Consider the following 16,101-nt stretch of genomic DNA (forward strand, 5'->3'; position numbering starts at 1 on the left):
GATCTTCCGCCCTTTTCGTTATCGCAGCGCCGCCAGGATGCGTGCCCAGGACCGCGCACCCTTGGCAAAGCTTCGGACGTCGTATTTCTCGTTGGGCGAGTGGATGCGGTCGTCGTCGCGCGCAAAGCCGATCAGCATCGAATCCATGCCCAAGATGGTCTTGAAGTCGCCCGCGATGGGGATCGAGCCGCCGCTGCCGATGAACGCGGCCCCTTGTCCCCATTCTTCGCCAAGCGCCTGCCGCGCCGCCGCGAAGGCGGGGTCCGATGTGTCCATGACGCTGGCCGGGCTGCCGCCGTGTTCATGGAATTCGACCGTGCAGTCGGGCGGCAGGAAGCGGCGCACGTGGTCGCGGAAGGCGGCGCGGATGCGGGCCGGGTCCTGCTGGCCCGTCAGGCGGAAGCTGACCTTTGCCCGCGCCTCGGCGGGCAGGACGGTCTTGAAGCCGTCGCCGGTATAGCCGCCGGTGATGCCGTTGATCTCGGCCGTGGGGCGGTTCCAGGCCATCTCGACCGGCATCCGGCCTTTTTCCCCGATGGGGTCGGACAGGCCCACGCGGCCCAGCATCGCGGCTGCGTCGAAGCCCAGCGATTCCCAGTCGCGGCGCAGTTCGGGCGTCAGGTCGGCGACCCCGTCGTAGAAGCCGGGCAGGGTGACGCGGCCGTCGGCGTCCTTCAGCGCGGCAAGGGCTTGCGCCAGAACCATGATCGGATTGGCCGCCAAGCCCCCGAACAGGCCGGAATGCAGGTCGCGGTCGGCGCCGCGGATCACCACCTCCTCGCCCACAAGGCCGCGCAGTTGCGTGACGATGGCGGGCCGGGTGCCGCCGAACAGTTCGGTGTCGCAGATCATCGCCAGAGAGGCGCTCAGTTCTTCGGCATTGTCGCGCAGGAAGGGCCGCAGCGAGGGCGAGCCGGATTCTTCCTCGCCCTCGAACAGCAGGATCAGATCCGGGGGCAGTTCGCCATGCACGTCGCGCCAGGCGCGGAAGGCTTCGACAAAGGTCATCAGTTGGCCCTTGTCATCGGAGGCGCCGCGCGCGCGGATGACCTTGCCGTCCGCGCCGTCCTCGATCTGCGGATCGAAGGGCGGGCGGTCCCACAAGGCCAGGGGATCGACCGGCTGCACATCGTAATGGCCGTAGAACAGGATCGGCCGCGCGCCGCCCGGCTGCGACCGGGCGACCACCATCGGATGGCCGGGCGTGTCGCGGACCGCTGCGTCGAAGCCGATGCCCGCCAGTTCGTCCCGCAGCCATTCCGCCGCGCGACGCACATCCCCCGCATGGGCCGGATCGGTCGAGATCGAGGGGATGCGCAGGAACGCGACCAGCCTGTCCAAGGCGTCGTCCAACCCTTGATCCAGCCGGTCCAGAACCTCATCTAACCTGGCGTCTCGCGTCATGTCTTCCCCCGTTTCCCGAGTCGTTTTATCGGTTTTGCGCATGGTCCCTTGGTCCACGTGCGACACTTTTGACCTGTCATTTTCGGCATTTGACATGTATCAACGCAAGACCGCGCGCGATCTGACAATGATTGCACCCAGCCAGCTATGCAAGGGAACGCCCGCAATGAACTATGATGCCGCCTTGGACCAGGCTATCGGTCGGCTGCATGAGGAAGGCCGCTACCGGACCTTCATCGACATCGAGCGGACGAAGGGTCAGTTCCCCCAAGCCGTCTGGACGCGTCCCGATGGCGAAAAGCAGGACATCACCGTCTGGTGCGGCAACGACTACCTGGGCATGGGCCAGCATCCGGCGGTGCTGGAGGCGATGCACGAGGCGCTGGACGCGGTCGGCGCGGGCTCGGGCGGGACGCGCAACATCTCGGGCACGACCATCCATCACAAGCGGCTGGAGGCCGAACTGGCCGACCTGCATGGCAAGGAGGCGGCCCTGGTCTTTTCCAGCGCCTATATCGCCAATGACGCGACGCTTTCCACGCTGCCCAAGCTGTTTCCCGGACTGATCATCTATTCGGACGAGCTGAACCACGCCTCGATGATCGAGGGGATCAAGCGCAACGGCGGGGCCAAGCGCATCTTCCGCCACAACGACCTGGCCCATCTGCGGCAGCTTCTGGAAGCCGACGACCCGGCGGCGCCGAAGCTGATCGCCTTTGAATCGATCTATTCGATGGACGGCGACTTCGGCCCGATCAAGGCGATCTGCGACCTGGCCGACGAATTCAACGCCCTGACCTACCTGGACGAGGTCCATGCGGTCGGCATGTATGGCCCCCGCGGCGGCGGCGTGGCCGAGCGCGACGGGCTGATGGATCGCATCGACATCTTCAACGGCACGCTGGGCAAGGCCTTCGGCGTCTTCGGCGGCTATATCGCCGGCACGGCCAAGATGTGCGACGCGATCCGGTCTTATGCGCCCGGCTTCATCTTCACCACCTCGCTGCCGCCCGCGGTGGCGGCGGGGGCGGCCGCCTCGATCAGCTTCCTGAAGGGGGAAGGCGGTCAGCACCTGCGCGATGCGCAGCAACTGCACGCCCGGATCCTCAAGATGCGGCTGAAGTCGCTGGGGATGCCGATCATCGACCACGGCAGCCACATCGTGCCGGTCCATGTCGGCCATCCGGTCCATTGCAAGATGCTGTCGGACATGCTGCTGCGCGACTATGGCATCTATGTCCAGCCGATCAACTTCCCGACCGTGCCCCGCGGAACGGAACGGCTGCGCTTCACCCCGTCGCCCGTCCATGCCCCCCGGCAGATCGACCATCTGGTGAAGGCCATGGACAAGCTGTGGTCACATTGTGCGCTCAACCGTCAGGAAATGAGTGCATAATTAAATCGCTTGGTGAACTGCTCTCGCCTGCGTGATAAGCTCGGGATAAAGAAAAGCAAGGAACCGTTCGATTCGGATGGTGTTCCTGCATCGGGCAATGAGGCAGACGAAAAAATGAGCAGGCTGCGGGCTGAGAACCCGGCAGAACAGGATTCACGGGTGGAGGGAATGGATCATTTCCTCGACGATGACACGCGCCTTGGCGATATCATGCGAGGCGAAAGGGCGACGCTGGGCAAGTCGCTGCTGGACGTGCAGCGAGAGTTGCGCATTCGTGCATCCTATGTTGCCGCGATCGAGAATTGCGACATCACCGCCTTCGACACGCCAAGCTTCGTGTCAGGCTATGTGCGGTCCTATGCGCGCTATCTGGGCATGGATGCCGACTGGACCTTCCGCAGGTTCTGCCTGGAATCCGGCTTCCAGCCGACGCATGGCATGGCGCCGACCGCCGCCGGGCCTAAACCCGCCCGGCGTCCTTCCGACCCGGTCGAGGCCCTGGCCAATCCCAAGGCCTTGTTCATCCCCCGGCAGGAAAGCTTCTGGTCCGAGATCGAGCCCCGTGCCGTCGGCGCGGTGCTGGTCCTGGTGGCGCTGGTCTGCGGTCTTGCCTATGGCGGCTGGTCCGTCCTGCAGGAGGTGCAGCGCGTCACCCTGACGCCGGGCGAGAACGCGCCGGGCGTGGTGACGGCGCTTGATCCGGTCGAGGGCGCGGGCATGGCGGAGCCTGCCCTGGACCTGTCGGACACGGCGGAACTGGCCGAAAGCCTGCCGCAGCCCGAGGGGCTGGATCGCCTGTATCGCCCGCAGATCCTGGAGGCGCCCGTGCTGACCGCGCGCGATGGTCCCATCGCGGCTATCGATCCCGGCCTGACGCAGGCTCCGACCTTGGAGGAGGCGGCCGTCGCGCAAGGAGCGCCCACCGCCGCGGACGCCATCCAGGCGGCCCTGGCGGAAGCCGCGCAGGCGCCCTTTGGCCCACCGATGCCGAACCAGGCCACGGCGGCGATCACCGTGGCGCCCGACGCGCCGGCGCTGGAACTGTTGGCCGCGCGTCCCGCCTGGGTTCGCGTGACCTCGGCCGATGGCACGGTGCTTCTGGAAAAGATCATGGACGCGGGCGAGCGCTTCACCCTGCCCAGCCTGGAGGAGCCCCCGGTGCTGCGTACGGGAAATTCGGGCGCGATCTATTTCGCGGTCAACGGCCAGACCTATGGTCCGGCGGCGCCGGGTCCTCAGGTCGTCAAGAACATCAAGCTGTCGCCCGAGGACGTGACGGGCAGCTTTGCCCTGGCGGACCTGAACGCCGATCCGGAACTGGCGCAGATGATGGCGGTGGCGCAGGCCACGCCCGCGACGGACGCCGGGGCCACGACGACCGAGTAGCCTGGTTGCGTCCCGCGATCGCTGGGGGACCTTGCGTCCCCCAGACCCCCTGCAGGATATTTTCGCCAAGATGAAGGGGGCCTATGCTCCCCAGGTCCGTTCCAGCAGGTTGATCCAGTTTTCGCTGGCGATCTTGCGGATCAGCGCCGCGTCGTAGCCATGCGCCCGCATCGCGGCCAGAAGGGCGGGCAGGGCCGCCGCGTCGGGCAGGTCGCGCGGCATCAGCGCCCCGTCGAAATCGGACCCCAGCGCCACGCCGTCTTCGCCCAGGATCGCCAGAAGGTGGTCCAGGTGGCGCAGCATGGTCTCGAAGCCCTCCAGCGGCAGGCGGCGCCCATCCTCTCGAAGGAAGCTGGAGGCGAAGTTCAGCCCGACAAGGCCGCGGCTGTCGGCGATCATCCGCAACTGCCGGTCGGTCAGGTTGCGGCTGCTTTCGCTGACCGCGTGGACGCAGCTGTGGCTCGCGACCAGCGGGGCGTCCGACAGGCGTGCCACGTCGTTGAAGCCCGCCTCGTTCAGGTGCGACAGATCCAGCATGATCCGCAGGCTGTTGCATTCGCGGACCAGGGCCCTGCCGGCCTCGGTCAAGCCGGCCCCCGTGTCGGGCGAGGACGGGAAGGCGAAGGGCACGCCGTGGCCATAGGCGGTCGGGCGCGACCAGACCGGTCCCAGCGACCGCAGGCCCGCCGCGTGCCACAGGTGCAGCCCGTCCAAGTCGGGGATCGCCTCGGCGCCTTCCATGTGCATGATCGCGGCGATGCGGCCTTCCGCGATCGTCCGGCGGATGTCCCGGGCCGAGGTGACGATGTCCAGCGTTCCCGTACGCTCCAGCGCCTTCAACGCGCTGGCTTGGGCAAAGGCATGGGGCAGGGCTTGGGCAAAGGGGATCTGGGGCGGCAGCGGCATCGCGAAGGGCGGGTGCTCCATCAGGGCGACGGCGGCGGCGTCGTTCGGGCCGATGGGGGCGGGAATCCAGATGGCGAAGAAGCCGCCGACCAAGCCTCCCTGGCGCGCGCGGGGCAGGTCCAGGTGGCCGGTGCCATCGCCCGTCGTCCAGATGTCGGTGCCGCCCGCCACGACACGCTGCAGGAAATCGTTGTGGCCGTCGAATACGGGGATCATCCGCCTCTCCTTCGTCTTGCCTGGGCGACCATGCACATCTGCGCGCGGGCGGCAATGGCCGTGCTTTGCGCCGCCCGCGATTCGGCCTTACGCTGGCAGCCGGCAAGCAGAGGGAGACGCCAGCCATGCCCGACATCCGCAGCGATTTCGACGGCCAGACCGTCATCACCACCTTCGAGGTGACGCCCGGCAGCGCCCATGACGTGCTGGACCTGCTGACGGACGCCTGGGACCAGGTGATCCGCCGCCAGCCGGGCTTCGTGTCGGGGGCGATCCACCTCAACGACGCGCAGACCCGCATCGCCACCTATTCGCAATGGCGCGACCGGCGCGACTACCAGGCCATGCTGCGCAGCGAGGAGATGCGGCGCCGCAACCGCGAGATCCATGGCATGTGCAAGAGCTTCGAGCCGGTGATGTACGAGGTCCAGGCGGTTTTCGACGACTGATGCTGCAGGTGCAGAAAACCCGTGCAATCGCAGCGCCCGCCCGTTAACCTTCCGATGCGTCAACCGGCAGGAGGCATGATGGCGGGCAGGATCATCACGGTCGCGCAGCAGAAGGGCGGATCGGGCAAGACCACCCTGGCCATCAACCTGGCCGTCAGCCTGCACGAACGCGGCCATTCGGTGGCGCTTGTCGATACCGACCCGCAGGGCAGCATGGGCCGCTGGTTCATCGAGCGGGTGCAGGGGCAGGGCGAGGACGAGGCGATGGATTTTTCCACCTCGTCCGCCTGGGGGGCCTCGTACGAATCCGAGAAGCTGAAGAAGCGCTTCGATTTCGTGATCATCGACACGCCGCCCAAGATCGACAGCGACCTGCGCCCGGCCCTGCGCGTGGCCGACCTGGTTCTGGTGCCGGTGGCGACCAGCCATGTGGACCTGTGGGCGACCGAGGGTGTGCTGGATCTGGCGCGGCGCGAGAAGGCCCGCGTGCTGGTGGTGATGAACCGGGTGCGGCCCAATACCCGCCTGTCGGCGGAGGTCGCGCAGAAGGCGGCGGACCTGGGCGCCGATGTCGCGGGCACGCAGCTGGCGAACCGGGTCGTCTATGCCGAAACGCTGGGGCAGGGTGTCGGTGCGCTGGAACGCGCCCGCAGCGGCCCCGCGCGCGACGAGGTCGTGAAGCTGACCGATGAGGTTCTGGCCGCGCTTGGCTAGACCGGCAGGATCGCCGGGCCGTCCGGCGTGTCCACCCGGCGCACGGTGATGCCGAAGGCCCGGCGCAGCAGGTCGTCGCGCAGCACCGCCTCGGCCGTGCCGTCCGCCAGCACATGCCCGTCGGACAGCAGCACCAGCCGCGTGCAGAACCGTGCCGCCAGGCCCAGGTCGTGGATGGAGGCAAGGACGGTCCTTCCCTCGGCCGCGAGATCCCGGAACAGGCGCAGGCAGGCCAGTTGCTGGGCGGGGTCCAGACCGGCGATGGGCTCGTCCGCGATCAGCATCGGCGTGTCCTGCGCCAGGGCGCGGGCGATCAGGGCGCGGTTCTGCTCGCCCCCGGACAGGCGCAGGGCGGTGCGCTTGCGGAACGGCTCCAGCCCCATGCGGGCGATGGCGGCGTCGATGGCGATGCGGTCCAGGCCGCTGCGCCCGCCGCCGGGCCAGGGGATGCGGCCAAGGGCCACCAGATCCTCGACGCTGACGGGCCAGGCGATCTCTCGGGCCTGCGGCAGATAGGCGGCGTGGCGCGCGCGCCGGTCGGCGGGCAGGGTGGCCAGGGACGAGGTTCCGGTGAAGGGGATCAGGCCAAGCGCGGCCTCCATCAGGGATGACTTGCCCGCGCCGTTGGGGCCGATCAGGCCGACGAACTGTCCCGCGGGAAGAGACAGGGTGACGCCGTGCAGGACCGGGCGTCGGCGGCGTGTGACGGAAAGGCCGGACAGGCGCAGGACCATCAGACGCGTCCCCCGCTGCGGGTCTTCCAGATCAGGTGCAGGAACAGCGGCGCGCCGACGATGGCGGTCAGCACCCCCAGCTTCAGGTCGCGGTCGGGCACGACCAGCCGCACCGCCACGTCGGCGGCCAGCAGCAGCGCCGCCCCGCCAAGCGCCGAGGCAGGCAGCAGCGCCGAGGGCCGCGCGCCGACCCAGGGGCGCAGGACATGCGGGATCACCAGCCCCACGAAGCCGATGGCCCCCGCAACCGCTGTCGCGGGGCCGACGATCAGCGCCGTTCCCGCGACCAGCCGCCAGCGCAGGGCCGGCGCGGAAACACCCATCGCCTGCGCGGCGGCCTCGCCCAGGGTCAGCGCGTCGAGGGCGCGACGGGTGGAAAGGGTCAGCACGGCGCCCAGCAGCATCGGCGGCAGGGCCAGCCAGACATGCAGCATCGAGCGGTCGGCAAGGGACCCCATCAGCCAGAAGACGATCTCGTTGGCGGCATAGGGGTTGGGCGACAGGTTCAGGACCAGCGCGGTCCCGGCACCCGCCAGAGCCGAGATCGCCACGCCTGCCAGGATCAGCGTCACCGACCCGCCGCGCGGTCCCGCCAGCGCGACCAGCAGGCCCACGCCAATCGCCGCGCCCGCCAGCGCCGCCAGAGGCAAGGCCAGTGGTGCCGCCAGCGAGAGGCCCGTCTGAATGGCAAGGACCGCCCCCAGGGCAGCCATGCCCGAGATGCCGATCAGGCCCGGCTCGGCCAGGGGGTTGCGCAGATAGCCTTGCAGCGCCGCGCCGGTCAGGCCAAGGCCCGCGCCCACGGCAAGGCCGAGAATGGCGCGCGGCAAGCGGATCTCGCGCATCACGACCGGCAGCGGTTCATTGCCGCCCGCCAGCAAGGCGCGCAGCGATTCCGGCATCGGCAAGCCCGCGGGGCCGGTCAGCAGCGATGCCAGGAAAAGGGCTGCCACCCCGGCCGACAGGGCGATGAACAGCCCCCTCATCGCAGGGACCGGATCGCGCGGGTGACAAAGGGCGTGCCGCAGACCCAGTCGCGGTCCGTCACTTGGGCGTCGGCAGGTGCGACGGCGGACAGCGCGGGATGGTCCAGGATCGCCTCGCCGCGCGACTGGCCGGGCCACGTGGCGCCGGTGATCAGCCGGTCAGGCCCGGCCATGACCAGCAACTCCAAGGGCAGCGTGGTGGTCGTGGCGATGCCGTAGTCGCCCGCGATGTTGCGGTAGCCCGCGGCATCAAGGATCGTGCCCGCCAGCGTATCCCGTCCCGAGGTGAAGCCGTTGGCGTAATAAAGCGCCGCTCGCCCCCGGTCGGGGGTGCCACGGGCGGCGGCCAGTTCGGCATCGAAGCGCGCCAGCAGATCGCGGGCGCCATCCTCTCGCCCCAGCAACGCGCCCATCCGGGTGATCGCGTCACGGATGGCGTCGAAGTCCTCGGCCGGGGGCAGCGTCTCGACGCGGATGCCAAGGCCGCGCAGCATCGCCACCGTCGCGCCCGACGTATAGGTTCCCGCGATCACCAGGTCGGGGGCCATCAGGTAGATCTCCTCGGCCCGGCCGGTGTTGGCGGGGTAGGCCGCAGCCTGATCCGCCATGGGCGACATGCGCGGGTCCTGCGCAAGATTGCTGACCGAGACAAGCTGCCCCGGCGCCGCCAGCAGCATCGCCAACTGGTCGCTGCACAGGTTCATCGACACCACGCGCCGCGGTGCCGCCCCGGCGGGCAGGGCGGCGGCCAGCAGCGCCGCCACCAGGGTCGTCTTAAAACGACGCACGCAGCCCCGCATAGATCGCCCGCCCCGAGGTGCCATAGCCCTCGACCCACTGGTAATCCTCGTCCAGGACGTTCTCCAGCCGCAGGTAGGCCTCGGCATTGTCGCGCACGGGGTGGCTGACCAGCAGGTCCACGGTGGTGAAGTCGTCGAGACCCTCCGCCCGCCCGGCGACGTGTTGCAGCGCAATGCCCGCCGTCGTGCCGGTGGAAAGGGTCGTTTCTGCCCCCAGGTTCAGCACGCGCTCGGGCACCTGCGCCCATTCGGCGTCCGTCTGGTTGTCGGTGAAGGTGTAGCTGGCCGTCAGCGCATGGCCCGCGCCGAAGACATGGCGGCCGTCGATTTCCACCCCGCGGCGGCGGGAGATGCCGTCGACCTGGGCATAGCAGCCAAACGGCTGGCCGCAGGCCGTCGCGGCCGAGTCGAAGCCGATCAGGTTCTGCGCCTTGAGCCAGAAGGCCGTGGCGCGCAGGTAGCTGTCGCCCCACTGCTTTTCGACACCCAGTTCATAGGTACGGCTTTCCTCGCGCTCCAGCGAGGCATCGCCGTACTCGCCGAACAGTTCGTACAGCGAGGGTGCGCGGAACCCGTTGCCAAGCGCGGCGCGGAAAAGAAGGTCGTCGTCGGCCCGATAGACCGCCGCGATCCGCCCCGAGGTGAAGCCGCCGAAGCGCGAATGGTCGTCCCGGCGCAGCGATGTGGCGATGTCGATCCGGTCGCCCAAGGCCGCCGTCGTTTCCACGAAGACGCCGTTCAGGCGCGCATCGCCGCTGCCCTCGGCCTCTTCCTTTTCAGTATCGGCACCCAGGACGGCGCGGACGCCCTGGCCGATGTCGGTCGCGCCTTGCCATGACAGCCTGGTGCGGGTGCCGATGAAAGGGTCGTCCTGGCCGTTCGAGGAACTGAGGCGGTCGATGCGATAACGGGTCAGGGCAATGTCGTGGTCAACCGCCCCGGTCGAGAACTCGGCAAAGCCGCGCAGGCCATAGCTTTCGCGATCGGTATGGTCATCGCCCGGCGTGCCCGCCACATCGCCGTTGTAGTCGTCGAAGTCGGCGGTGCTGTCTTCCCAGAAGCCGTTGAAGCCGATGGTGGCGCCGTTCTCCAGCCGATGCTCGGAGTAGAAGGACAGACGGGTCGCTTCGTATCCATCATCCTCGAAGTTGCCGTCATCCTCGTCCCGCGCGGAAAAGCCGTCGCTTCGGATGTGGCTGACCTGGAAGGCCAGGTCGGTATCGGCGCGGCGCAGGGTCGCTCCGTAGCTGGCGGCCAGCGTGTTGTAGCTGCCAGCCTCGATCCCGAAATGGTGGTGCAAGCCGTCCGTGGTCGGGCGCAGGGACTGCAGCGACAGGACGCCTGCGACCGCGCGCGATCCGTAAAGCGCCGATTGCGCGCCCCGCAGCAGTTCGGCCCGGCCGACCGTCTGGCCGATCTGCCCGCCGATGTCGTAATAGGGCTGGCCCGCGGCGGGATCGGACACCTCGATCCCGTCGATAATCACGGGCAGGTACTGGGCGGGCGCGCCGCGCAACTGCAGCGACCCGGTGGTGCCCAGTGGTCCAGTCTGGCGCAAGGTCACGCCCGGCAGGCGCGTCAGGCTGCGCGACAGGGGCTGGCCCGCCAGCCCCTCAAGCGCCTCGCCGGTCAGAATGGAGACGGAGCTGCCCGACCGGCTCAGCCCGGTCGGCTCGCGATTGGCGGTCAGGGTGATCTCGCCCAGGACGAAGGTGTCGGCGGCGGTGTCTTGCGCGGCGGCGGGCAGGGCGGTGGTCAGGGCCATGACGGCGGTCAGGGTCAGGAAACGCGGGGTCACAAGGGACGTCCTTCAAAAACCCGGCGACAGCCGGGCGTGATGCAGATCGTCCGGCGGGGAAAACCCCGTCGAACAGCGAAAACCACCACGACGGACGTTTCCGTTTCCGGCGCGCCCCTCGCACGCCGTCAGGGTGATCGCGTTCGGCAGGTCTCCTGACTTGCGGGTCATCGCTTGGCCGGGCCTTCCCATCCCACACGGGGACAGTGGCGTTTGTCCGGCCCGGCTCTCCGCTGACAGTTGCGGGGGCAGTCGCGGATTCGCACCGCGTTCCCTTTTAACCGGGGGTGAACCCGGAACCGAGGCAAGCCTGCCATACCCGACGCCCTGCCGCGCAGGCAAGAGCTAACCGCGCCCGGTCAATCCAGCGCGGCGATCCAGTCGGGAACCGTCCGGCTTGCGGGTCCGGTGATGCGCCGGTGGAAGTCGCGCGCATTGGCGCTGGGCTCCAGGTTCAGCTCGACGCATTCGACGCCGCGCCGGCGGGCGTGCTGGGCAAAGCCCGCCGCCGGATAGACATTGCCCGAGGTGCCGATGGCCGCGAACAGGTCGGCGCTTTCCAGCGCGTCCCAGATGCGCTCCATGTAGTAGGGCATCTCTCCGAACCAGACGATGTCGGGGCGGGTCGCGGGCCGGGCGCAGGCGGGGCAGGGGTCGCCCGGCGACATGACCAGCGGGGCGGGCCAGCGATGCCCGCAAGCCGCGCAAAGCGCGCCTGTCAGGGCGCCGTGCATGTGGATCACGTGGGCGCTGCCCGCGCGTTCGTGCAGGTCGTCGACATTCTGCGTGACCAGCGTCAGGTCGTGGCGCCGCGCCAGGTCCGCCAGGGCGCGATGCGCCGCATTGGGCTGCGCGGCGGCGGCATCCCTGCGGCGCATGTTGTAGAAGCGGTGGACCAGAGCCGGATCGGCGGCAAAGCCCTCGGGCGTCGCTACGTCCTCGACCCGGTGGCTTTCCCACAGCCCGTCGGTGGCGCGAAAGGTGGCAAGCCCGCTTTCGGCGGAAATGCCCGCTCCGGTCAGGACGGTGATGCGCAAGCCGCGGGCCTTACCGGCAATAAGCCTCGGCCCGCGAGGCGAAGCGCTTGTAGCGCGCCCAGAAGGCGTTGTCGCGGTCGCTTTTCGACATGCGGACCTCTTGCGCCTGGTGCGGATCGCGGAAGAAGGACGCGGCGCGGCGCTGGTCGGACCGCGACAGGGTCTGGTTCGCGACCTGCTGGATGCAGCCGCACAGGGGGGCGTTACCGCGTGCACGGTCGGATCGCACGCAGGCGCTGGCGATGGGCCCTGCCACGGCAAGGGGCGCGGTCATCATGAAGGCCGCGGCCGCAATGACGATGCGGTTGAGCATAAGCTGTCTCCTCGGTTTTCTCATGGTCATGGCGGGTGCCGGTTGTCCCGGTCTCAGGCGTCCCGTCCGGCCACCAGACTAGCAGGAAGGCGCCGTCCGCTCAATCGGCCGGTGTGTCGCAGGAAGGGCAGGCTCTTTCCTTTGCGGCCAGCGTCTTGCGGCGGGTCGCGCCGGCTCAGCCGGCCGCGACCTCGTATCCGGCGGCGCGAATCGCTTCCGCCGCGCGGGCGGGGTCCAGCCCCTCGACGGTGACGGTCTTCGCGTCCAGGTCCACCGTGGCGCGGCCTCCGGCCTCGGCGATGGCGTTCTCGATCGCGGTCCTGCAGTGGCCGCAGCTCATGTCGGGGACGGTAAAGGTCATGGCGCTCCTCCGGGGGTTTACAAGCCTGCGCCAGCATGGTCCTGCAGGATGGCAAGGGCAAGGCTGGGGTTTGCGATGATCGAGGCGATCGGGCTGGATGCCGACGATACCCTGTGGGAAAACGAGACCTTCTTCCGCGTGACCGAGGGAGAGTTCGCGGCCCTGCTGGGCGACCATGCGGCGGGCGCGGACATCGCCAGCCGCCTTCTGGATGTCGAACGCGCTAACCTGGCCCGTTATGGCTTCGGCATCAAGGGCTTCATGCTGTCGATGGTCCAGACCGCGATCGAGTTGACCGACGGGCGCATCGACGGCCGCGCCATCGGCCGCCTCCTGGAACTGGGGCAGGAGATGCTGTCCCACCCCGTCGACCTGCTGCCCGGCGTGCCCCAGGCCCTGGATGCGCTGGAGGGGCGGCGGCTGATCCTGATCACCAAGGGCGACCTGATCGACCAGGAACGCAAGATCGCCGCCTCGGGCCTGAGCGAAAGATTCGAGGCCGTGGAAATCCTGGCCGACAAGTCGCCCGAAACCTATGCCCGCGTCCTGCTGCGCGCCGGCGTCGCGCCCGAGCATTTCCTGATGGTGGGCAATTCGATGAAAAGCGACGTGCTGCCGGTGCTGGAGTTGGGCGGCCACGGCGTATTCATCCCGCACGACCTGACCTGGGCCATCGAACATGCCCCCGTGCCCGACCACCCGCGCGCGCACCGGCTGGACAGCATCGCCGACCTGCCCGCCCTGATCGCCCGGCTGGAGGCCCGCGCATGAGCCACAACGGACGCGCCGCCCTGCTGATGGTCCTCTCCATGGCCGCCTTCGCGGGCGAGGACACGTTGCTGAAGCTTTTGTCCACGGCCCTGCCGACTGGGCAACTGCTGCTGCTGGTGGGCTTCGGGGGCATGATCGCCTATGGCCTGTGGATCACCCTGTGCGCGACCGTGGCCTGGCGCGATCTCCTCCACCCCGGCGTCATGATCCGCAACCTCGCCGACGGGGTCTGCGCGATCTGCTATATCGTGGCGCTGCAGCGGGGCGATCTCAGCATCGTCTCGGCCATCCTGCAGGCCTTGCCGCTGCTGATGACGCTGGGCGCCGCGCTGTTTCTGGGAGAGCCGGTCGGCTGGCGGCGCTGGCTGTCCATCGCGCTGGGCTTCATCGGCGTGCTGATGATCGTGCGGCCCGGCACCGACGCCTTCGAGCCCTCCAACCTTCTGGCGGTTGTCGCGGTCATCCTTCTAGCGGTGCGCGACCTTGCCACGCGCCGCCTGCCGAAGCGGATCGACACCGGCCTCGTCACCGCCTCGGCTTTCGGCATGATGGGCCTGTCCGGGATCGTGCTGATGATCCTCGGCCGCCAATCCTTCGTGATGCCCAGCCCGGGCCAAGGCGGCGCCCTTGTCGCGACGCTGGCCTTCGGCCTGCTGGGCTATGTTACCATGGTCATCGCCACCCGCCTGGGCGAGATTTCGGCCATCGCCCCCTTCCGCTACTCGCGGCTGATCTTCGCCATCATCCTGGGCGTGCTGGTCTTCGGCGAACGCCCCGACGCCTGGACCCTGTCGGGCGGCGCCATCATCGCGCTGGCCGGCATCTACACCATGTGGCGAGAATCCCGGCTGCGCCGCCGCACCGCCTCGATGCCGATGGATACCCCGCTTCCGCCTGCCTGATCCCCCTTCCCGCGCCGCCCGCGCCCTTGTATAGCCCGCCCATGACCGACCTTGACCTCATCCGCAATTTCTCGATCGTGGCCCATATCGACCACGGCAAATCCACCTTGGCCGACCGGCTGATCCAGATGACGGGCACCGTCGCGGAACGCGACATGAAGGCCCAGCTTCTGGACAGCATGGATATCGAGCGGGAACGCGGCATCACCATCAAGGCCAACACCGTCCGCATCAGCTATCCCGCGCGCGACGGGCGGACCTATGTGCTGAACCTGATCGACACGCCGGGCCATGTGGACTTCGCCTACGAGGTCAGCCGGTCCATGCGCGCGGTCGAGGGATCGCTGCTGGTCGTCGATGCCTCCCAGGGGGTCGAGGCGCAGACGCTGGCCAACGTGTACCAGGCCATCGACGCGGGCCACGAGATCGTGCCGGTCCTGAACAAGATCGACCTGCCCGCCGCCGAACCCGACCGCGTCAAGGACAACATCGAGGAGGTGATCGGCATCGACGCCTCGGACGCCATCCCCATCAGCGCCAAGACCGGCCTCGGCATCCCCGACGTGCTGGAGGCCATCGTGACGCGCCTGCCCGCCCCCAAAGGTGACCGGGCCGCGCCGCTCAAGGCGATGCTGGTGGATTCGTGGTATGACGCCTATCTGGGCGTCGTGGTGATGATCCGCGTCATGGACGGCGTGATCCGCAAGGGCGACCGCGTGAAGATGATGCAGACCGGCGCAGTCTACGGCATCGACAAGCTGGCCGTGCTGACCCCGCAGATGGTGGACATCGCCGAACTGGGCCCGGGCGAGATCGGCGTCTTCACCGCGTCGATCAAGCAGGTCCGCGACACCCGCGTGGGCGACACCATCACGCACGAGAAGAAGGGCGCCGACGTGGCCCTGCCGGGCTTCAAGCCCGCCCAGCCGGTGGTCTTCTGCGGCCTGTTCCCCGTGGACGCCAACGACTTCGAGGCCCTGCGCGACGCGATCGAGAAGCTGGCCCTGAACGACGCGTCCTTCAGCTACGAGATGGAAACCTCGGCCGCCTTGGGCTTCGGCTTCCGCTGCGGCTTCCTGGGGCTTTTGCACCTGGAGGTGATCCGCGACCGGCTGGAACGCGAATATGATCTGGACCTGATCACGACCGCGCCTTCGGTGGTCTTCAAGCTGCACATGCGCGACGGAGAGGTCCGCGACCTTCACAACCCCGCCGACATGCCCGACCTGACCCATGTGGACCATATCGAGGAGCCGCGCATCAAGGCCACGATCATGGTCCCCGACGAATACCTGGGCGACGTGCTGAAGCTGTGCCAGGACCGCCGCGGCATCCAGCTGGACCTGACCTATGCGGGCAGCCGCGCGATGGTCGTCTATGACCTGCCCTTGGCCGAGGTCGTGTTCGACTTCTACGACCGGCTGAAATCCGTGACCAAGGGCTATGCCAGCTTCGACTATCAGATCAGCGAATACCGCGAGGATTTCCTGGTCAAGATGTCGATCCTGGTGAACGACGAACCCGTGGACGCCCTGTCCATCATGGTTCACCGCGACCGCGCCGAGGCGCGCGGCCGGGTGATGGTGGAAAAGCTCAAGGAGCTGATCCCCCGGCACATGTTCAAGATCCCGATCCAGGCGGCCATCGGCGCCCGCGTGATCGCGCGCGAAACGCTGTCGGCGATGCGCAAGGACGTGACGGCCAAGTGCTATGGCGGGGATGCCACGCGCAAGAAGAAGCTGCTGGAGAAGCAGAAGGCCGGCAAGAAGAAGATGCGCCAGTTCGGCAAGGTGGAGATCCCGCAGACGGCGTTCATTCAGGCGTTGAAGATGGATGGGTGAGGCTCTGTTGCCCAAATCGGCTGATGGCCAGTGTCCCCCTTCCCCGGACGGACTTATCCCACGGCCTCTGTGACGGGTATACCGAGC

General features: G+C 68.3%; 16 protein-coding genes and 1 riboswitch. Of the genes, 7 read left to right on the plus strand and 9 right to left on the minus strand.

Annotated elements, in window-relative coordinates:
* Positions 1–18: 18 nt before the first annotated feature.
* Complete coding sequence (locus tag J0F76_RS05905) at positions 19–1,404, minus strand: M20/M25/M40 family metallo-hydrolase (RefSeq protein WP_207466791.1); 1,386 nt, start codon at positions 1,402–1,404, stop codon at positions 19–21.
* A gap of 166 nt (positions 1,405–1,570) precedes the next feature.
* Between J0F76_RS05905 and hemA the strand changes: the two genes are divergently transcribed.
* Positions 1,571–2,800 carry a 5-aminolevulinate synthase gene (gene hemA / locus J0F76_RS05910; protein ID WP_207466793.1) on the plus strand — a complete coding sequence of 410 codons (1,230 nt, stop codon included), beginning with the start codon at positions 1,571–1,573 and terminating at the stop codon, positions 2,798–2,800.
* A gap of 168 nt (positions 2,801–2,968) precedes the next feature.
* Entirely contained in the window at positions 2,969–4,186 is a 1,218-nt protein-coding gene (locus tag J0F76_RS05915) for a helix-turn-helix domain-containing protein (protein WP_242690016.1), read from the plus strand.
* A gap of 81 nt (positions 4,187–4,267) precedes the next feature.
* Here the strand turns inward: J0F76_RS05915 and J0F76_RS05920 are convergent, their stop codons facing one another.
* Entirely contained in the window at positions 4,268–5,308 is a 1,041-nt protein-coding gene (locus tag J0F76_RS05920; protein WP_207466796.1) for a dipeptidase, read from the minus strand.
* Positions 5,309–5,433: 125 nt separating this feature from the next.
* On the opposite strand from J0F76_RS05920, the gene J0F76_RS05925 reads away from it, so the two are divergent.
* Together J0F76_RS05925 and parA are read left to right on the plus strand one after the other, a co-directional pair.
* Entirely contained in the window at positions 5,434–5,757 is a 324-nt protein-coding gene (locus J0F76_RS05925; RefSeq protein WP_207466798.1) for an antibiotic biosynthesis monooxygenase family protein, read from the plus strand.
* Positions 5,758–5,835: 78 nt separating this feature from the next.
* Positions 5,836–6,471, plus strand: a complete 636-nt coding sequence (gene parA, locus J0F76_RS05930; RefSeq protein WP_207466799.1) for a ParA family partition ATPase — start codon at positions 5,836–5,838, stop codon at positions 6,469–6,471.
* On the opposite strand, the gene J0F76_RS05935 is transcribed toward parA, so the two are convergent.
* The 7 genes from J0F76_RS05935 to J0F76_RS05965 form a co-directional block, all read right to left on the minus strand.
* Positions 6,468–7,208: an ABC transporter ATP-binding protein gene (locus J0F76_RS05935; protein ID WP_377707374.1), complete on the minus strand. Its 741-nt coding sequence runs from the start codon at positions 7,206–7,208 to the stop codon at positions 6,468–6,470. The two genes, parA and J0F76_RS05935, sit on opposite strands and share 4 nt — an antisense overlap.
* Positions 7,205–8,191, minus strand: coding sequence for a FecCD family ABC transporter permease (locus tag J0F76_RS05940; RefSeq protein WP_207466802.1), 987 nt, complete (start codon positions 8,189–8,191; stop codon positions 7,205–7,207). The genes J0F76_RS05935 and J0F76_RS05940 overlap by 4 nt, the downstream gene beginning before the upstream one ends.
* Positions 8,188–8,979 (minus strand): ABC transporter substrate-binding protein, encoded by a 792-nt coding sequence (locus J0F76_RS05945; RefSeq protein ID WP_341351561.1) that lies wholly within the window; start codon positions 8,977–8,979, stop codon positions 8,188–8,190. Before J0F76_RS05945 ends, J0F76_RS05940 begins: the two co-directional genes overlap by 4 nt.
* Complete coding sequence (locus tag J0F76_RS05950; protein WP_207466806.1) at positions 8,966–10,789, minus strand: TonB-dependent receptor domain-containing protein; 1,824 nt, start codon at positions 10,787–10,789, stop codon at positions 8,966–8,968. The genes J0F76_RS05945 and J0F76_RS05950 overlap by 14 nt, the downstream gene beginning before the upstream one ends.
* Before the next feature lie 128 nt (positions 10,790–10,917).
* Positions 10,918–11,108, minus strand: a riboswitch (cobalamin riboswitch).
* A gap of 40 nt (positions 11,109–11,148) precedes the next feature.
* Positions 11,149–11,826: an NAD-dependent deacylase gene (locus J0F76_RS05955; protein WP_207466808.1), complete on the minus strand. Its 678-nt coding sequence runs from the start codon at positions 11,824–11,826 to the stop codon at positions 11,149–11,151.
* A gap of 10 nt (positions 11,827–11,836) precedes the next feature.
* Complete coding sequence (locus J0F76_RS05960) at positions 11,837–12,139, minus strand: hypothetical protein (protein WP_207466810.1); 303 nt, start codon at positions 12,137–12,139, stop codon at positions 11,837–11,839.
* Between the two features lie 175 nt (positions 12,140–12,314).
* Complete coding sequence (locus J0F76_RS05965; protein WP_207466812.1) at positions 12,315–12,500, minus strand: heavy-metal-associated domain-containing protein; 186 nt, start codon at positions 12,498–12,500, stop codon at positions 12,315–12,317.
* Between the two features lie 48 nt (positions 12,501–12,548).
* On the opposite strand from J0F76_RS05965, the gene J0F76_RS05970 reads away from it, so the two are divergent.
* From J0F76_RS05970 to lepA, 3 genes are read left to right on the plus strand one after another with little or no spacing between them, the layout of a single operon-like run.
* Positions 12,549–13,271, plus strand: a complete 723-nt coding sequence (locus tag J0F76_RS05970; protein ID WP_242690017.1) for an HAD family hydrolase — start codon at positions 12,549–12,551, stop codon at positions 13,269–13,271.
* Positions 13,268–14,173: a DMT family transporter gene (locus tag J0F76_RS05975; protein WP_207466813.1), complete on the plus strand. Its 906-nt coding sequence runs from the start codon at positions 13,268–13,270 to the stop codon at positions 14,171–14,173. The genes J0F76_RS05970 and J0F76_RS05975 overlap by 4 nt, the downstream gene beginning before the upstream one ends.
* Positions 14,174–14,214: 41 nt before the next feature.
* The gene (lepA, locus tag J0F76_RS05980; RefSeq protein ID WP_207466815.1) at positions 14,215–16,014 is read left to right on the plus strand and encodes a translation elongation factor 4; all 1,800 of its coding nucleotides are present in this window, start codon (positions 14,215–14,217) and stop codon (positions 16,012–16,014) included.
* The last annotated feature ends 87 nt before the right edge of the window (positions 16,015–16,101 follow it).

This window comes from Paracoccus fontiphilus (assembly GCF_017356265.1).
Taxonomy (GTDB): Bacteria; Pseudomonadota; Alphaproteobacteria; order Rhodobacterales; family Rhodobacteraceae; genus Paracoccus; species Paracoccus fontiphilus.